This is a genomic window from Rhodococcus sp. USK10 (genome assembly GCF_019378875.1).
Lineage (GTDB): Bacteria > Actinomycetota > Actinomycetes > Mycobacteriales > Mycobacteriaceae > Rhodococcus_F > Rhodococcus_F pseudokoreensis.
Genome location: NZ_CP076048.1, coordinates 3,237,528 through 3,253,987, shown reverse-complemented (window position 1 = coordinate 3,253,987; position 16,460 = coordinate 3,237,528). Strand labels below are relative to the sequence as shown.

14 protein-coding genes and 3 riboswitches are annotated in these 16,460 nt (G+C 67.5%); of the genes, 6 read left to right on the top strand and 8 right to left on the bottom strand.

The genetic code is table 11. From position 1 onward, the window contains the following. Window positions 1-4 precede the first annotated feature (4 nt). Together gcvT and gcvP are read right to left on the bottom strand one after the other, a co-directional pair. Window positions 5-1,120 (bottom strand): glycine cleavage system aminomethyltransferase GcvT, encoded by a 1,116-nt coding sequence (gcvT, locus tag I1A62_RS22035; RefSeq protein WP_219459785.1) that lies wholly within the window; start codon window positions 1,118-1,120, stop codon window positions 5-7. Next, window positions 1,117-4,098, bottom strand: coding sequence for an aminomethyl-transferring glycine dehydrogenase (gene gcvP / locus I1A62_RS22030; RefSeq protein ID WP_257890865.1), 2,982 nt, complete (start codon window positions 4,096-4,098; stop codon window positions 1,117-1,119). Before gcvP ends, gcvT begins: the two co-directional genes overlap by 4 nt. A 121-nt stretch (window positions 4,099-4,219) precedes the next feature. After that, window positions 4,220-4,311: riboswitch (glycine riboswitch) on the bottom strand. A 291-nt stretch (window positions 4,312-4,602) separates the two neighbouring features. On the opposite strand from gcvP, the gene lipA reads away from it, so the two are divergent. From lipA to I1A62_RS22005, 5 genes are all read left to right on the top strand, one after another. Then, window positions 4,603-5,523, top strand: coding sequence for a lipoyl synthase (lipA, locus tag I1A62_RS22025; RefSeq protein ID WP_219459783.1), 921 nt, complete (start codon window positions 4,603-4,605; stop codon window positions 5,521-5,523). Between the two features lie 33 nt (window positions 5,524-5,556). Continuing rightward, the gene (lpdA, locus tag I1A62_RS22020; RefSeq protein WP_219459782.1) at window positions 5,557-6,927 is read left to right on the top strand and encodes a dihydrolipoyl dehydrogenase; all 1,371 of its coding nucleotides are present in this window, start codon (window positions 5,557-5,559) and stop codon (window positions 6,925-6,927) included. 198 nt (window positions 6,928-7,125) lie between these two features. Further along, window positions 7,126-7,217, top strand: a riboswitch (glycine riboswitch). A gap of 3 nt (window positions 7,218-7,220) precedes the next feature. Next, window positions 7,221-7,320, top strand: a riboswitch (glycine riboswitch). Between the two features lie 86 nt (window positions 7,321-7,406). Continuing rightward, complete coding sequence (locus I1A62_RS22015) at window positions 7,407-8,135, top strand: DUF5058 family protein (RefSeq protein ID WP_124394759.1); 729 nt, start codon at window positions 7,407-7,409, stop codon at window positions 8,133-8,135. A gap of 25 nt (window positions 8,136-8,160) precedes the next feature. Next, window positions 8,161-8,898 (top strand): hypothetical protein, encoded by a 738-nt coding sequence (locus I1A62_RS22010; RefSeq protein WP_124394758.1) that lies wholly within the window; start codon window positions 8,161-8,163, stop codon window positions 8,896-8,898. 51 nt (window positions 8,899-8,949) lie between these two features. Next, entirely contained in the window at window positions 8,950-10,173 is a 1,224-nt protein-coding gene (locus tag I1A62_RS22005) for an amidohydrolase (RefSeq protein ID WP_124394757.1), read from the top strand. 69 nt (window positions 10,174-10,242) lie between these two features. Here I1A62_RS22005 and I1A62_RS22000 read toward each other — a convergent pair whose 3' ends face one another. The 6 genes from I1A62_RS22000 to I1A62_RS21975 form a co-directional block, all read right to left on the bottom strand. After that, on the bottom strand, window positions 10,243-11,586 hold the full coding sequence (locus tag I1A62_RS22000) for an MFS transporter (RefSeq protein ID WP_219459781.1): 1,344 nt from the start codon (window positions 11,584-11,586) through the stop codon (window positions 10,243-10,245). Between the two features lie 146 nt (window positions 11,587-11,732). Beyond that, window positions 11,733-12,137, bottom strand: coding sequence for an integrase core domain-containing protein (locus I1A62_RS21995; RefSeq protein ID WP_219459510.1), 405 nt, complete (start codon window positions 12,135-12,137; stop codon window positions 11,733-11,735). After that, complete coding sequence (locus tag I1A62_RS21990; protein WP_219459780.1) at window positions 12,119-12,775, bottom strand: hypothetical protein; 657 nt, start codon at window positions 12,773-12,775, stop codon at window positions 12,119-12,121. Before I1A62_RS21990 ends, I1A62_RS21995 begins: the two co-directional genes overlap by 19 nt. Further along, a complete protein-coding gene (locus I1A62_RS21985; RefSeq protein WP_307720204.1) occupies window positions 12,748-13,212 on the bottom strand; it encodes a hypothetical protein in 465 nt (154 codons plus the stop codon). Before I1A62_RS21985 ends, I1A62_RS21990 begins: the two co-directional genes overlap by 28 nt. 67 nt (window positions 13,213-13,279) lie before the next feature. Next, window positions 13,280-14,785, bottom strand: coding sequence for an NAD(P)/FAD-dependent oxidoreductase (locus I1A62_RS21980; protein WP_219459779.1), 1,506 nt, complete (start codon window positions 14,783-14,785; stop codon window positions 13,280-13,282). A 30-nt stretch (window positions 14,786-14,815) separates the two neighbouring features. Continuing rightward, complete coding sequence (locus tag I1A62_RS21975) at window positions 14,816-15,706, bottom strand: SDR family oxidoreductase (RefSeq protein WP_219459778.1); 891 nt, start codon at window positions 15,704-15,706, stop codon at window positions 14,816-14,818. 76 nt (window positions 15,707-15,782) lie between these two features. On the opposite strand from I1A62_RS21975, the gene I1A62_RS21970 reads away from it, so the two are divergent. Beyond that, the gene (locus I1A62_RS21970) at window positions 15,783-16,430 is read left to right on the top strand and encodes a TetR/AcrR family transcriptional regulator (protein WP_124394753.1); all 648 of its coding nucleotides are present in this window, start codon (window positions 15,783-15,785) and stop codon (window positions 16,428-16,430) included. Window positions 16,431-16,460 lie beyond the last annotated feature (30 nt).

Sequence of the window (16,460 nt, the reverse complement as noted above, 5' to 3'; positions counted from 1 at the left end):
GGGTTCAGGAACGGCGATAGAACGGCGACGGGGTGACCACGAACGGTTCCTTCTTGCCGCGGATGTCGACGGTCAGCTCGGTGCCGGGCTCACGGAACGCGATGTCCACGAACGCCAGCGCGATCGGATGCCCGAGCGTCGGGGACAGGGCGCCGGACGTGATCGTGCCGACGGCCGCTCCGCCGGTCGTGTCGTGAACGGTGTATTCGGCGCGGGCGGCGCGGCGTCCGGTGCCTGCGAGACCGACGAGCACCCGCTGGGGGGCTTGCTCCGACAACGCCTGCAGGGCGTCGCGGCCGACAAACGCCTTGTTCAGCCGGACCACCTTGCCGAGACCGGCCTCGTACGGGTTCGTGTCGAGGGTCAGTTCGTGCCCGTAGAGCGCCATCCCGGCCTCGAGCCGCAGGGTGTCGCGGCACGCGAGACCCGCGGGGACGCCGTCCCGCTCCGTGGTGGCGGCCAGCAGTGCGCGCCACAACGCGACGGACTGTGCGTTCGGCACGTACAGCTCGAAGCCGTCCTCACCGGTGTAGCCGGTGCGGGCCAGGAGGACGTCGATGCCGGCGACGACCGCCCGGGTCACCGCGTAGTACTTCAACTCCGCCACCGCCTCCACCTGCCCGGCGGGAACGAGGGACTGCACGATGTCCTGGGCTGCCGGTCCCTGCACCGCGATCAGCGCGGTCTCCGCGGACTGGTCGTCGACGTTCGCCGAGAAACCGTCGGCGCGCGCCGCCAGTTCGCGGTACACGGCCGGAGCGTTCGCAGCGTTCGCGACCACCAGGAAGTGCTCGTTGGCGAGCCGGTAGACGACGAGATCGTCGATCACGCCGCCGTCCGCGTTGCACAGCAGCGAGTACTTGGCCCGCCCGACACCGATCTTCGACAGCTCGCCGGCCAGGGCGTAGTCCAGCAGTGCCCCGGATTCTGTTCCGGTGACCGCGATCTCACCCATGTGCGAGAGGTCGAACAGTCCGGCGGACGTACGGACGGCGTGGTGTTCGGCGAGTTCGCTGTCGTACTTCAGCGGCATCTGCCAGCCCGCGAAGTCGGTGAAATGCGCTCCGAGAGCGCTGTGCTCGTCCAGTAGCGGGGACGCGGGTGTCGTGGTGACGGTCATGCGAAGGCCTCCTCGGGGGTCTCGGCGAGCGCCCCGGAATTTGCTGCTGCGGTTTTGATTGGCAGTTCGATGTCGGTGGTGTTCTCGAAGGCCTCGGGCGCGGGGCACGAGCACACGAGGTTGCGGTCGCCGTGCACGCCGTCGATGCGGCGAACCGGAGGCCAGTACTTGCCGGTACGCAGCGACGCGACGGGGAAGGCGGCCAGGTGCCGCGGATAGGGCAGATCCCAGTTGTCGGCGGTGACCTGATCCGCGGTGTGCGGGGCCTGACGAAGCGGGCTGCGTTCGAGCGGCCACACACCCTCGCCGACCAGATCGATTTCGCGGCGGATCGAGATCATCGCCTCGATGAAGCGGTCGAGTTCGGCCAGATCCTCGGATTCGGTGGGCTCCACCATCAGCGTGCCGCTGACGGGGAACGACAGGGTGGGAGCGTGGAAACCGTAGTCGATCAACCGCTTTGCCACGTCCTCGGCGGTCACGCCGGTGGCCTTCGTGACCGGACGGAGGTCCAGGATGCACTCGTGCGCCACCAGACCCGAGGGTCCGGTGTACAGGACGGGGAAGTGCGCGTCGAGTGACTTCGCGACGTAGTTGGCGGCCAGCACCGCGGACTTGGTGGCCTCCGTCAGCCCGTCCGGGCCCATCAGGGCGATGTACGCCCACGTGATCGGCAGGATGCCGGCGGAGCCGTAGTTCGCCGCCGACACCGGGGTGCCGAGTTGGTCTCCGCCGAGCGGGTTGCCGGGCAGGAACGGCGCCAGATGCTTACGCACCGCGACCGGTCCGACGCCGGGGCCGCCGCCGCCGTGCGGGATGCAGAACGTCTTGTGCAGGTTCAGGTGCGACACGTCGCCGCCGAACTTCCCGGGCTGGGCCAGGCCGACGAGCGCGTTGAGGTTGGCGCCGTCGACGTACACCTGGCCGCCGGCCTCGTGCACGAGGTCGCACACCGTCCGCACGTCGTTCTCGTACACGCCGTGGGTGGACGGGTAGGTGAGCATGATCGCGGCGATCTTGCCTTCGTGTGCCGCGATCTTCGCGCGCAGGTCGTCGAGGTCGATGTTGCCGTTGGACGCCGTCGCGACCACGACCACCCGCATGCCGGCCAGCACTGCCGACGCGGCGTTGGTGCCGTGCGCGGACTGCGGGATGAGGCAGATGTCGCGTCCGTGGTCGCCGCGGCTGTCGTGGTAGCCGTTGATGGCCAGCAGACCGGCCAGTTCACCCTGCGATCCGGCGTTGGGCTGCAACGACACCCGGTCGTATCCGGTGATCTCACCGAGCCACCGCTCGAGGCCGCGAATGAGCTGCAGGTAGCCGCTGGTCTGTTCGACCGGGGCGTACGGGTGGATGGACGCGAACCCCGGCCAGCTGATCGGCTCCATCTCCACGGCGGAGTTGAGCTTCATCGTGCACGAGCCGAGCGGGATCATGGTGCGGTCCAGTGCGAGGTCCTTGTCCGACAGCGCGCGCAGGAAGCGGAGCATCGCCGTCTCGGACCGGTGCTCGTGGAACACGGGGTGCTGCAGGTAGTTCGACGTGCGCAGCAGCGACTGCGGCAGCGCGGAGACCGTTGCCGTCTCGACTCGCGCGCCGAACGCGGACAGGACGCGGTCGACGATCTCGTCGGTGGTGCATTCGTCGCAGGCGATCGCGACGTGGTCCGCGTCGACCAGCCTCAGGTTGATGCCGGCGCGGTCGGCGCGGTCGACGACATCGCGGGCCCCGGCCGGAACGTGGACCAGCACTGTGTCGAAGAAGCTGTCGTGGACCACCGAGTGTCCCGCCATGCGGAGGCCGCCCGCGACGGCCGTCGCATGTCCGTGTACCCGAGTCGCGATGGCGCGCAGCCCTTCCGGGCCGTGATAGGCGGCGTACATCGCGGCGACGTTCGCGAGGAGCGCCTGCGCGGTGCAGATATTGCTGGTCGCCTTGTCCCGCCGGATGTGCTGTTCGCGGGTCTGCAGTGCCAGCCGGTAGGCGGTCTTCCCGTCGACGTCGACGGACACACCGACGAGCCGGCCAGGGAGCATGCGCTCGAGCCCGCCGCGCACGGCCATGTAACCGGCGTGCGGCCCACCGAAGAACAGCGGCACACCGAAACGCTGCGCGGATCCCACCGCGATGTCGGCACCCTGCTCACCGGGCGGCGTCAGCAGCGTCAACGACAGCAGGTCGGCCGCGACCGTGGTCAGGGCGCCGCGCTCCTGGGCGGCGGCGATGAGCGGCGCCAGATCGCGCACGTGCCCGCTGGCCCCGGGCGCCTGGAACACGACCCCGAACAGGTCACCGTCCGGAAGACCGCCGGTCAGGTCGGCCACCTCGACGTCGATGCCCACCGACTTGGCCCGGCCGCGCACCACCGCGAGGGTCTGCGGCAGACAGTCGGCGTCGACGACCACGCGGGGCGTCGCCGACTTCGCCTTGTTCGCGCGCCGCATCAGCAGCACCGCCTCCATCACCGCGGTCGCCTCGTCCAGCAGGGACGCACCGGCGAGGGGGAGGGCCGTCAGGTCCTCGATCACCGTCTGGAACGTCAGCAGCGCCTCGAGCCTGCCCTGGGAAATTTCCGGCTGATACGGGGTGTACGCGGTGTACCAGGCCGGCGACTCGAGCATGTTGCGGCGCAGAACTGCGGGCGTGATCGTGTCGTGGTAACCGAGGCCGATCATCTGGACGCGGGTCTCGTTGCGCTCCGACAGCGTGCGCAGGTCGGACAGCACCTGCTGCTCGGACCGCGCCACCGGCAGGTCCATGGCCTCCGAGCTGCGGATCTGATCAGGCACCGCGGCATCGATGAGCTGATCGAGCGTGTCGTAACCGAGGGCGCCGAGCATGCGCTGGGTGGCGGAAGCGTCAGGGCCGATGTGGCGTGACGGAAAATCGCTGGTGAGGGGCGCGCTGCGATGCGCGTGGCGGGATTCGACTGACACGAGGTGACTCCGGTTTCGTTGAGTCCGGACCGCACCGGACATCGACAGGGGGCACCTCCCCGCTCTGTCCTGAAACCTGAGAGTTTGGGCGCACCGCATGAGCGGCGTGCTCTTCACCTTCGGTAAGTACCGGCCTGCGGCCGATTCTGTTCTCCAGAGTTGCCTCTTCGCTGCGGTACTGGGGCCTGAGAGATTCCCGGGGAGGAAGTTGCTCCTACGGCGCCTCCGAAAAGGAGGTTCTCCCGCTGCGCGTCAACGGCGTATTCAGTTGTGGTTGGCCAAACAGTACACAGGCGTGGCGGGTTTGTCTCCCCAGGCTCCGTCCCGGTCGCCGAGCGGGCGGCGATGTTGCCAAAACGCCTCGTCGTTTGGCATCCTCGAGTGATCCTCGCTCGGACGTGACCGCACACGCCGATCGGTGAGAGCCCAGACAGCCTCGAGTGCAACGGTTGTCGTCGTGTGCTCGCCTTCCCCTCACTTTCCCCCCGTGCCGTGCTGCCGGGGTCGCATACCGACCGGTTTCGACCGGTCATAGGAGTTCCCCACATGACTGCACACCCTGAGGGCCGCCGCCTGCTCCGCCTCGAAGTCCGCAACGCCCAGACCCCGGTCGAACGCAAACCGTCGTGGATGAAGGTGCAGATGCGGACCGGCCCCGAATACCGTGATCTCGCCGCCCTCGTCGAACGCGAGAACCTGAACACCGTGTGTCAGGAAGCCGGATGTCCCAACATCTTCGAATGCTGGGAGGACCGCGAGGCCACGTTCCTCATCGGCGGCAGCCAATGCACCCGACGGTGTGACTTCTGCCAGATCGACACCGGCCGTCCCGCGGCCCTCGATCGGGGAGAACCCCGGCGGGTCGCGGAATCGGTGCGGACCATGGGCCTCCGGTACGCCACCGTCACCGGCGTGGCACGTGACGATCTGCCCGACGGCGGCGCCTGGCTGTACGCCGAGACGGTCCGCCAGATTCACGAACTGTGCCCGGGCACCGGCGTCGAACTGTTGATCCCGGACTTCAATGCCGACGCCGCGCAACTGCGCGAAGTGTTCGGCACCCGCCCGGAGGTACTCGCGCACAACGTGGAGACCGTTCCCCGGATATTCCGTCGTATCCGGCCTGCCTTCACCTACGAGCGTTCCCTCGACGTGATCACACGCGCGCGGGAGGACGGTCTGATCACCAAGTCGAACCTGATCCTGGGGATGGGGGAGACCACGGACGAGGTGATTCAGGCACTCCGGGACCTGCATGCCGTCGGCTGCCAATTGATCACGATCACGCAGTACCTCCGGCCCTCGGCCCGGCATCATCCGGTGGAGCGGTGGGCGAAACCCGAGGAGTTCGTGATGCTCGACGGGGTCGCTCGCGAGATCGGATTCCTCGGTGTTCTGTCCGGCCCGCTCGTGCGGTCGTCCTACCGGGCGGGCTGCCTGCACGCACAAGCCGTCGCCGCTCTCTGATTTCTTCCACTTCCGTTCCAGCAAGGAGTTCCCATGTCCCGATCTGCAGATGTCGTCATCCTCGGCGGCGGTTCCGGCGGCTATGCGGCCGCCATCCGCTCGGCCGAACTGGGCCGTTCGGTCATTCTGATCGAAGAGAACGAACTCGGCGGCACCTGCCTGCACCAGGGGTGCATCCCGACCAAGGCGCTGCTGCATTCCGCCGAGGTCGCCGACAATGCCCGCACGGCCGCGCAGTTCGGGGTCGACGTCACGTTCGGCGGCGTCGACCTCGAAAAGGTGCTGAGCTACCAGAGCACCATCGTCACCCGCCTGCACAAGGGCCTGCAGGGCCTCGTCGACTCCCACGGCATCACCGTCGTCAACGGACGCGGGCGGCTGGTGGGGCCCAACGGTATCGAGGTCGACGGCGAGCTGATCACCGGTGCGGCCGTCGTTCTGGCGACGGGCTCGTCTCCGAAGACGTTGCCGGGCATCAGCATCGGCGGCAGAGTCGTCACCAGCGACCAGGCGCTCGTGCTGCCGACGGTCCCGAAGAAGGCGATCATCCTCGGCGGCGGCGTCATCGGCGTCGAATTCGCCAGTGTGTGGGCGTCGTTCGGTGCGTCGGTGACGATCGTCGAGGCGATGCCGAGGCTGGTCCCGAACGAGGACGAGGCGGTCTCCAAATACCTGGAGCGGGCGTTCCGTCGTCGCAAGATCGCCGCGAAGACCGGGGTGCGGGTCACCGAGGTGGCGCAGGACGAGGATGCGGTGACCGTCACCCTCGACTCCGGCGACGTGCTCGACGCCGACGTCGTGTTGGTCGCGGTGGGCCGCGGTCCGAACACCGACTCGATGGGGTACGAGGAGACCGGCGTGGTCCTCGACCGGGGATTCGTGGTCACCAGCGACCGGCTGCGCACCACCGTGCCGAACGTCTTCGCGGTCGGCGACATCGTGCCCGGCCTCCAGCTCGCGCACCGCGGCTTCCAGCAGGGCATCTTCGTGGCGGAGGAGATCGCCGGGCTCCGTCCCGACGTCATCGACGAGACCGGCATCCCCCGCGTCACGTACTCCCACCCCGAGGTCGCGTCGGTCGGGTTGACCGAGACCGCGGCGCGGGAGAAGTTCGGCGATGACATCCGGACGGTCGTCTACGACCTCGCCGGCAACGGCAAGAGTCAGATCCTCAAGACGTCGGGGGCGGTCAAACTCGTCGTGGCGCCGGACGGCGTCGTGGTCGGTGTGCACATGGTCGGCGACCGCGTCGGCGAGCTGATCGGCGAGGCGCAGCTGCTGTACAACTTCGGGGTCGACGCCGCCCAGGCCGCGAAGTTCGTGCACGCCCACCCCACCCAGGGCGAGGCCCTCGGCGAGGCGCTCCTGGCGGTGGCCGGCAAACCGCTGCACGTCCACGCCTGACCCCAGGTGAGTGGCAAAGTGTGCCCGGGTACGCTTTGCTGCTCACGTGGGGGTGTTCGGTATGCGAACGCGCAGTGGGGATTCGGTCCCGGATCGTGTTTACACGTCGGAACGGTTCGGTCATCGTTTCGTAACACGACTGAGGAACAGTACGTTCCGAGTCGGTTCGGCTCGGAACCATCTCGATGGTTCCTCCCAATGAACCTGGCTGGAGAGTTCCGGGACCGAGTCCCGGGCGCCGAAGGAGCAAGTACCCACACACTCTCAGGCACCAGGACAGTCAGGGTCGGGAACTCTGGAGAGCAGCATGTCGATGGTTGCGGCATGCTCACCGACGGGGCACGAGAACACTTCCACGAGTGTGTCTCAACACTCTCAGGTCACGGGACAGAGCGGGTGTCACACGAGGTGATCCACCGGATCGCCTCCACGCCGCTCGGGCGACCGGTACCCGGTTGCTCACTCTCCCCGGGAGATCCATGAACATTGCGAGTGGGGCATCCACGAACATCATGGCCGTCGCCAATTCACCCGTGCTCTGGGTGGCGGTGGCCGGCATCTTCGCCATCATCGTCGTGCAGTCGGCGATCTACATCACCGCGGTCCGCAAGGTCGCACCGGTCGCGGACATGTCACCGGAAGACATGAAAGTGTCGTTCCGCTCTGGTGCGGTGTCGGCGATCGGACCGTCCCTCGCCGTGTGTCTGGTGGCGATTGCACTGCTCGCGCTGTTCGGCACCCCCGCGGTGCTGGCGCGTATCGGCCTGATCGGTTCCGCCGCGTACGACGTGTCGGCGGCCAGTATCGCCGCCGACTCGGTGGGCGCGAAACTCGGCGCCGACAGCTACACCCAGAACGTGTTCGTCGTCGCGTTCTTCGCGATGAGCATCGGCGGGGTGATGTGGATGCTGTCCGCGCTGATCGTGACCCCGCTGCTCAAGCGTGGGGACGCGAAGATCCGCACGGTGAATCCGGCGTTGATGGCGGTCGTGCCGTCGGCGGCGCTGATCGGTGCGTTCGCCTCGCTCGGCTTTCAGGAACTGACGAAGTCCAGTTACCACATCGTGGCCTTCGCCGCGTCCGCGGCCGCAATGGGTCTCTGCCTCTTCGTGGCCCGGCGGTTCGGCAAGGGCTGGCTCCGCGAATGGGGACTGGGCATTTCGATCCTCGTCGCGCTCACCGTCACCTACCTGACCACCACGTCCTGACATGACCACTGCGAAAGGCTCCCCGATGACCACAGGTGAAGCGGTGGCGGTGTCCACCGGAGAACGTGAACTCGCCGAGTTCGACACAACGACGTCCCGGTGGGGGCGCATCACGATGCTCTTGGGGTTGCTCCTGTCGATCGGCGCGCCCCTGTACCTGGTCTTCTTCGGTGACGTGGATGTCACGGCGGGCCAGTTGTGGACGGCGTTCGCCGCGGTCGCCGGAACGTTTTTCATCATCTGGCTGGTCGAGCCGCTGACCTACTTCCCGATCCTGGGTCCGGCGGCGATGTATCAGGCGTTCATGATCGGCAACATCGCGAACAAGCTCTTGCCGGCGGCGCTGATCGCGCAGACGAACATCGGGGCCAAGCCGGGAACCAAGCGGGCCGAACTCGCGGCGGTCCTGGCGATCTGCGGCGCCGCGATGGTGCACCTGCTGTCCTTGGCGGTGTTCGTCGGTCTGCTCGGCACCTGGCTGATCAGTGTGATTCCCGCCGACATCGTGGCCGTCACCCGCTCCTACATCCTGCCGTCCGTGCTGGGTGCGGTTCTGGTGCAGGCGATAGTGTCGATGAAGCAGCCCCGGGCCACCGTGATCGCGTTGCTGGTGGCCGCGATCATCACGTTCGTCGTCGTCCCGGCGGTGCCGAGCCTCGCGTTGTCGTCGACCGGCATCGCGGTGATCGTGACGGCGGTCCTCGCGTGGTTCCTCAGGAACAAGAACGATCAGCGCCCAGCCGAGCTCGCGACCATCGAGTAGGAATCGATGCGCGGAGATATCTCACATTCACCTGATTCGAAAGAAGGCTCCATGACCGACCTGACGATCGCGCTCACCGACGAGCTGCGGACGAAGATGCATGACCTCTACCGCCACCTGCACGCGAACCCGGAACTGTCGATGCAGGAACACAAGACCGCCGAGCTGATCCAGAGTTCCCTCGTCGCACTGGGGATCGACACCTTCGTCTGCGGCGGCACCGGAGTGGTGGGTGTGCTGACCAACGGCGTCGGCCCGACCGTCGCGTTCCGCGCCGACTCGGACGGGCTGCCGATCGCCGAGGACACCGGCGTCGACTACGCCAGCGCCGCGACCGGGCATCTCGACGACGGCACCGAGGTGCCCGTGATGCACGGCTGTGGCCACGACACGCACGTCGCCACTCTCCTCACCGTCGCCGAACTGCTCGCCGGTGCGCGGGAGGCGTGGGCGGGAACGATCGTGTTCCTGTTCCAGCCGGGCGAGGAAACGGCAGCCGGGGCGAAGGCGATGGTCGAGGACCGCCTGTGGGACCGGGCACCCAAGCCGGAGATCGTCTTCGGGCAGCACGTCGGGCCGATGTTGGCCGGCACCGTGCACGTCGCGAGTGGCGACGCGATGGCGATGGCCGATTCCCTGAAGGTCACCGTCTACGGCCAGGGCTCACACGGCTCCCAGCCCCAGGATTCGATCGACCCGATCATCCAGGGCGTCAACATGATCAACCGCATCCAGACCATCGTGTCCCGCGAAGTGCACCCGATGAAGCCGGCGGTCGTCACGGTCGCCACGTTCCATGCGGGGCTGAAGGAGAACATCATCGCCGACCGGGCCGAGTTCACGATCAACGTGCGCACCCTCGACCCCGAGGTGCGTGAGCAGGTCAATGCCGCGCTGCGCCGCATCATCTACGCCGAGGCCGCCGCGTCGGGGGCGCCGAAGCCGCTGATCGAGGAGCTGTACACGTTCCCACGCAACTACAACGACCCCGAGGCCACCGCCGAACTCGTCGCCGAGCTGCAGAAAGTGCTGGGCGAGAACAACGTCACGCCGTCGTCTCCGATGATGGGCTCGGAGGACTTCGGCCTGCTCGCCGAGGTGATCGGCGTTCCGTCGGTGTTCTGGATGTTCGGTGGTCACACCGCGGAGACCCTCGAGAGCGGAAAGCCTGTGCCGGTGAACCACTCACCGTTCTTCGCGCCCGAGATCGAGCCGACTCTCGCCACCGGCGTACAGGCGGCGATGACGGCGATCCTGTCGAAGGTCGGAATCTAGGCCCTCCGGGCCCGTGCGCCTTCCTGGTTGTTCCAGCAACCACAAAGGCGCACGGGTGGCGGAGCCGCCTCAGTGGGTGGTCAGCGGTGCCTCGGCGGTGGCGTCCACGCCGGACTCGAATCGCAGTCGCGACACGGCGATTCCGGCGAGGGCGAAGGACGCGGCGACGAGGATGTACAGCTGCGTCGGCGACCAGTCGCGGTCGAGGAGGGCACCGGCGACGATCGGTGACGCGATGGCGCCGACGCGTCCGATGCCGATGCCCCAGCCGACTCCGGTGGCGCGGACGGCCGGTGAGTAGACCGACGGCGTGATCGCGTACAGACCGGCGATGCAGCCGTTGGCGAAGACGCCGATGAGGGCGCCGAGCCCGAACGCGACGACGATGGATGCGGTGGCGGGGACGAAGACGACGAGGAGCACCCCCGCGATCGCCAGGTAGGCGATGAGCACCCGCTTCAGGGCGAACCGCGCCGACAGCGCGCCGAGCAGGGTGGCGCCGAAGATGCCGCCGAGGTTGAGGAGCACGCCGCCGGTGACGCCCTGGTTCGCGGACATGCCCGCCTCGACCAGCAGTTTCGGGGTCCAACTGGTGACGAAGTAGAAGCCGAACATCGCCGTGAAGAACGCGAACCACACCAGGAGGGTGCTGCGGCGCCGCTCCGGAGAGAGGAGCACGCGCACCGCGAATCCGGCGTCCGCAGCGGCGGCGGCGCGCGGTGCGGGCAGTTCGTCGAGGGGCGACTGACCGGACCGTTGCGCGAACGCGTTGATCCGGTCGAGGGCATTGGCCGGGCGACGGACGAGCAGGAAGTCGATCGATTCGGGGAGCCGCGCGTAGACGACGGGGATGATCACGGCCGTGCACAGGCCGCCGAACAGGAACACCGAGCGCCAGCCGAGCGAGTTCTGCAGCACGACGGCGATGATGCCGCCGAGGGTGGCGCCGACGGCGTAGCCGGTGGAATTGAGGCTCACGGCCAGCCCGCGCCAGCGGTTCGACGCGTACTCACTGGCAATGACGTTGCTGCTGGCGAGGATTCCGCCGATGCCGACACCGGTGAGTGCGCGGAGCAAACCGAGTTGCAGCGCGTTCTGGCTGACCGCCGACAACAGCATGCCCGACGACGCGAGCGCCAGGCACAGCAGGATCATGGCGCGGCGACCGATGGTGTCGGCCCACGGCGCCAGGAACAGCGATCCCGCGGCCATGCCGAACAGCCCGGCGCTGAGCAGGAGGCCGACGACGGAGCCGGACAGATCCCACTCCTGCGACACCGACTGCGCGGTGAACGCCATGACGAGGACGTCGAAGCCGTCGAGCACGTTGAGTAGACCGCAGATGGCGATGGCGCCCCATTGGTAGCGCGTCATCGGACTGCTGTCGATGCGTTCGCGTAGGTCGAATTGCATGCGCGGGACCTGCTCTTCCTCGGAGATGGCCTGTGATGTGGCTCACGACTCACCTACCGTGGCTGACGGGTCACCCGTTTCCAACTCCGATTCCGAATGTCGGAAGGCTCCGCCCGTGAGTACTTGTTAACCGCGGGCGGTAGTTGTCAACCTGTCTGAGACAGGTTCTGGTTGATGTTGATGCCTGTCGGTTGTGGCGGGTGTGGTGCCAGGGGTCGGCCGCGGAACCGTTCGGGGTGTTCGGCCCAGATCTGGTCCAGCCGGTGCTGTCGGCGGCGGTGTTCCTCGGTGTCGAGGCCGAGGAACACCGATGCGGGGGTGTGCCGGCCCAGGGCACTGTGCCGGTGTTCGAGCGCGTAGCGGGTCATGAACGTCTCGGTCCATCGCCGCGCGTGGTCGATGTCGTCGAACCGAAGCGGGCACGACAAGTCGTACTTGATGGTCTTGAACAGCGACTCGGAGAACGGGTTGTCATCGCTGACCCTCGGTCGTGAGTAGGTCCGGCACGCGCCCGCCTCGTCGAGGGCGGCGATCAGGGCATGTGAGCGCATCGACGGACCATTGTCGGCATGCACCACCTCGGGCACCCCGAACGCCTCGAACGCCTGGCGAACATCTGCACCGCCAACTCGGGAACCTCGGCGTACTCGATCCGCCAGGCCACCGGGAACCGCGAGAACACGTCCATCACCAGGTACAGCAGATACCTGTCCTGCTTGCGGGGACCGTGCAACATCGTGATGTCCCACGACCACAACTGCCCGGCCCGACCGGCCCGGGCGACCGGTGCCCGGCGGGCCGCGGCCGTGGCCCGCCGGGTGCGGCGACGGTCCCCGGTCAAGTTCTGCGCACGCGCCACCCGGTAGAACGTCGACTCCGAACACGCGACGAACCCGGCGTCGAAAGAACGCCAATACACCTGCACCACAGACAGATCCGTGTTCTCCTCGGCCAGGATCAACTCGACGATCCGGGCGCGCTCGTCGTCGGACAACGCGGCGGGCTGCCGCCGCTGAACGTGCGGGACCGGCTCGGTGACCGGAACGTAGTGCCGGTAACCGCGGGTGCGCCGGTAGTAACTCGACCGCGGCACACCGAGCAGGGCGCACGCCGCGGTGACCGGCATCGCCGCGTCCCGGACCAACACCCCGACGGTGTCGATCAGGACAGCTTCTCTCGCTCGAGCCACTGCGCGTACTCGTTCGCGCTCATCAACGCCGGTGGGATCGCAGATGGGTCCTCGTTCGAGCGCTTGGTGATCCCCTGCAAGAGCTCGAACGCTTTTCCCAGGATCTCCTGGGCGGTCTCCGCCTGTTCCACCTGGGCCTTGAGCCGTGTGTTCTCCCGGCGCAGCCGCGCCAGCTCGGCCCGATCCCGACTGTCCATCCAATTCCTCGACTTCTCTGCCGCGGCGACCATCGCCTGCGTGTATTGTCCGCTCTCCCGCGCGCGAAGCCACGCAGTGACGTGGTTCTTGCTCAGGTTCAACTCACGCAGCAGGCGCGTCTTGGCGCCGTGCTCGGTGCACTCGTCCCACCGGCGCAGCACCTCGATCCGGAACGCGATCGGAAACGAACGCCTACCCGTCGGACCACGCCCGATCGGAAAGCTGTCGATGTCGGTCACAGGGAACTCCGCTCCCCACGCTGACTGCCAGGTGTCTCACGACCATGCTGACAGCCAGCGCGGGCGGTTAACAAGTACTCACGGGCGCGAAGCGCATAGCGTCGTCGACGATCTTGCCGTGCCGCAGTGTGACCAGGTCGCGGAAGTAGTTCATCCGCAGCCGCCACGGCGCCTTCGAACCCTGCTTCGGGAACGACTCCACCGACCGCAGCACGTAGCCGGCGGCGAAGTCGAGGAACGGCTCCTCGTCGACCGCGCTGTCCCGCTCGGGGGAGCACTGCGCGAATCCGTTCGCGTCCATGTGCGCGAGCAACCGGCAGACGTATTCGCACACGAGGTCGGCCTTCAGCGTCCAGGACGCGTTGGTGTAGCCGATGACGAACGCGAAGTTGGGCACCCCGCTGAGCATCATCCCCTTGTACGCCATGGTCTCGGTGAGGTCGATGTCGCGTCCGTCGACGGCGAGTGTCATCCCGCCGAACGCGAGCAGGTTCAAACCCGTTGCGGTGACGACGACGTCGGCACGCAGCTCGTCGCCGGACTTCAGCGTGATCCCGGTTTCGGTGAACGTGTCGATGTGATCGGTCACGATCGACACTTCGTCGTTGCGGATGGAGCGGAACAGATCCCCGTTGGGCACGAGGCACAGTCGCTGATCCCACGGGTTGTAGCGGGGCGTGAAGTGTTTGTCGATGTCGTAGCCCTTCGGCAGCCACTTCTCCTGGAGTTGCCGGATGCGGCTCTTCATGAATTCCGGGTACCGCTGGCACAGTTGGTAGATCGCCGTCGCCACCGATGCGTTCTTGAGCCGGGTCAGCGCATAGGCGAGCCGGGTGGGCAGGTGGCGCCGCAGTTTGTTGGCCAGCTTGTCCTTGGCGGGCATCGAGATGATGTACGTGGGCGAGCGCTGCAGCATGGTCACGTGCGCCGCCTCGGCGGCCATCGACGGTGCCAGCGTCACCGCGGTGGCCCCGCTGCCGATGATGACCACCCGCTTACCCGCGTAGTCGAGGTCCTCGGGCCACTTCTGCGGGTGCACGACCTGCCCGGCGAACCGGTCGATGCCCGGGAACTCGGGGGTGTAGCCCTCGTCGTAGCGGTAGTACCCGCTGCAGGACATCAGGAAATCGGCGGTGAACCGGACCGTCTCACCGGTGTCGGTGCGCTCGGCGTCGATCGTCCAACAGGCGTCGGGGGTCGACCACTCGGCGCGAACGACCCTGTGCCGGAATCGGATGTTCCGGTCGATCCCGTGCTCGGCCGCCGTGTCCTTGACATACTCGAGGATCGCGGGACCGTCGGCGATCGACTTGTCGTTCTCCCACGGCCGGAAGCGGTAGCCCAGCGTATACATGTCGGAATCGGACCGAATGCCGGGGTAGCGGAACAGGTCCCACGTGCCGCCGATCGATTCGCGGCTCTCCAGGATCGCGTAGGTCCGTCGGGGAAACTTGTCCTGCAGGTGGTACGCGGCACCGATCCCGGACAGTCCGGCCCCGATGATCAGCACGTCGAGATGTTCGACGGGAGCCTTCGCGCCGGTGGTGTCGGCGGCGGTATCGGTGTGTGACATGAACACTCTCTCGCTGGATGGGACGGGTGGCTACTTCGGGTCTACGGCGACGTCGTCGAGAGCGACATTACGTGCGCTGGTGGAGCGGCCGAGCTTCGCGACCTCCTCGTCCATCCGCGGCAGGATCTCCGGCACGTGCGGAAGCAGGTTGCGGTCGCCGACGCGCGACGTCACCACCGCCTTCAGCCAGCCGACGAGCTCGACCCACCGCGGCACGTAGACCCGGCGTTTGCGCCCGGTGAGGCCGTCGACGAACGCGGCGACACACGGGTCGACGGACGTGGTTTTGCCCAGCGGTCCCGGCAGGACCGCGAGAAGTTGGTTGAACGCGGTGAGGTCGGCTTTCGCGTCCTGGACGAGCGGTGTGTCGATCCACGACATGTGGGCCGAGCCGACGGCGACTCCGCGGTGGGCGACCTCGAGACGCAGGGTGTTGGCGAAATGTTCGACGCCGGCCTTGCTGGCGTTGTAGGCGGCCAGACCGGGTGCGGGCGCGAATGCGGCGAGCGACGAGACGACCAGGATGTAGCCCTTCCGCTCGATCACGGACGGTAGCGCGGCGCGGACCGTATGGAAGACGCCGAGGATGTTGATGTCGATGACCCGCTTGAACGTGGCGGGATCGACCTGCATCACCGAGCCGTAGCTGGCAATGCCGGCGTTCGCGAGAACGAAGTCGATGCCCCCGAACTTCGCGACGCCGGAGTCGACGGCCTTCTGCACGGCGGGCAGGTCGCAGACGTCGGCGGCCACGGCGAGCGCGTCGTCACCGAGTTCGGCGGCGAGGGCCTTCAGCGGTGCGGCATCCAGATCGATCAGAACCAGTTTGACGCCCCTGCGGGCGAGAGCGCGGGACGTTTCGGCTCCGATGCCACGCGCGGCGCCGGTGACGAGTGCGACTTTGTTCCTGAGCGTGGGCATGCGATCTCCTGGCGTGTGATCTGGCACCGTTCAGTGTCAGTTTGTATCTGGAACTGTGCGGTGTCAATATTGGGGAGTGAGTTCGCCCAGGCTCGACGAGACGGGCCGCACCTACCGCGGTGCGGGCCCTCGTCAGCGTCAGGAAGAGCGCCGCGCGCGTCTCGTCGATGCCGCCGTCGAAGTGTTCGGGACCAGTGGATACCGGTCCGCCACCGTCGAGAAGATCTGCGCGACCGCCGGGCTCACCAAGCGCTACTTCTACGAGTCGTTCGACGACAGCGAGGCCCTGCTGCTGGCGGCGTACGCGAGCGTGACCGACCGTCTCCGGGACAGCGTCCTGCGTGGCGCGGGGGACGGGGGCGCCGATTTGGACGCCAGGGTTCGCGGCGCGCTGACCGCATTCTTCCGGTCCGTCGCCGACGACCCGCGGATCCCACGGATCGCCTTCCAGGAGGTCCTCGGTGTCGGCCCGGAAGTCGACGCCGCCTACCGCCGCGTCACCCGGTCGTTCGTGGACGCCGTGCTCGTCGTCATCGGTCCCGCCGTCGACCGCGCGGCGTTCCCGGAGTTCCACCTCCGCACCCTCGCGACCGGCCTGGTCGGGGCGGTGCTGATGATCGCCCAGCAGTGGGTGCTGTCGGAGAACCGCCAGCCGATCGAGACCGTCATCGCCAGCGCGCACACCATTCTCTCGGCCGTCCTGGGTGAACTCGACCCCACGTGAGTGGCGTCGTGTGCCGGGGCACTCTTTAGC

What these genes read in the sequence shown, in the direction of transcription:
- I1A62_RS21975 (WP_219459778.1), bottom strand. Translation starts at nt 15,706, where the DNA reads ATGCCCACGCTCAGGAACAAAGTCGCACTCGTCACCGGCGCCGCGCGT.
- I1A62_RS22005 (WP_124394757.1), top strand. Translation starts at nt 8,950, where the DNA reads ATGACCGACCTGACGATCGCGCTCACCGACGAGCTGCGGACGAAGATG.
- I1A62_RS22000 (WP_219459781.1), bottom strand. Translation starts at nt 11,586, where the DNA reads ATGCAATTCGACCTACGCGAACGCATCGACAGCAGTCCGATGACGCGC.
- lipA (WP_219459783.1), top strand. Translation starts at nt 4,603, where the DNA reads ATGACTGCACACCCTGAGGGCCGCCGCCTGCTCCGCCTCGAAGTCCGC.
- I1A62_RS21995 (WP_219459510.1), bottom strand. Translation starts at nt 12,137, where the DNA reads ATGCGCTCACATGCCCTGATCGCCGCCCTCGACGAGGCGGGCGCGTGC.
- I1A62_RS22010 (WP_124394758.1), top strand. Translation starts at nt 8,161, where the DNA reads ATGACCACAGGTGAAGCGGTGGCGGTGTCCACCGGAGAACGTGAACTC.
- gcvT (WP_219459785.1), bottom strand. Translation starts at nt 1,120, where the DNA reads ATGACCGTCACCACGACACCCGCGTCCCCGCTACTGGACGAGCACAGC.
- lpdA (WP_219459782.1), top strand. Translation starts at nt 5,557, where the DNA reads ATGTCCCGATCTGCAGATGTCGTCATCCTCGGCGGCGGTTCCGGCGGC.
- gcvP (WP_257890865.1), bottom strand. Translation starts at nt 4,098, where the DNA reads ATGTCCGGTGCGGTCCGGACTCAACGAAACCGGAGTCACCTCGTGTCA.
- I1A62_RS22015 (WP_124394759.1), top strand. Translation starts at nt 7,407, where the DNA reads ATGAACATTGCGAGTGGGGCATCCACGAACATCATGGCCGTCGCCAAT.
- I1A62_RS21980 (WP_219459779.1), bottom strand. Translation starts at nt 14,785, where the DNA reads ATGTCACACACCGATACCGCCGCCGACACCACCGGCGCGAAGGCTCCC.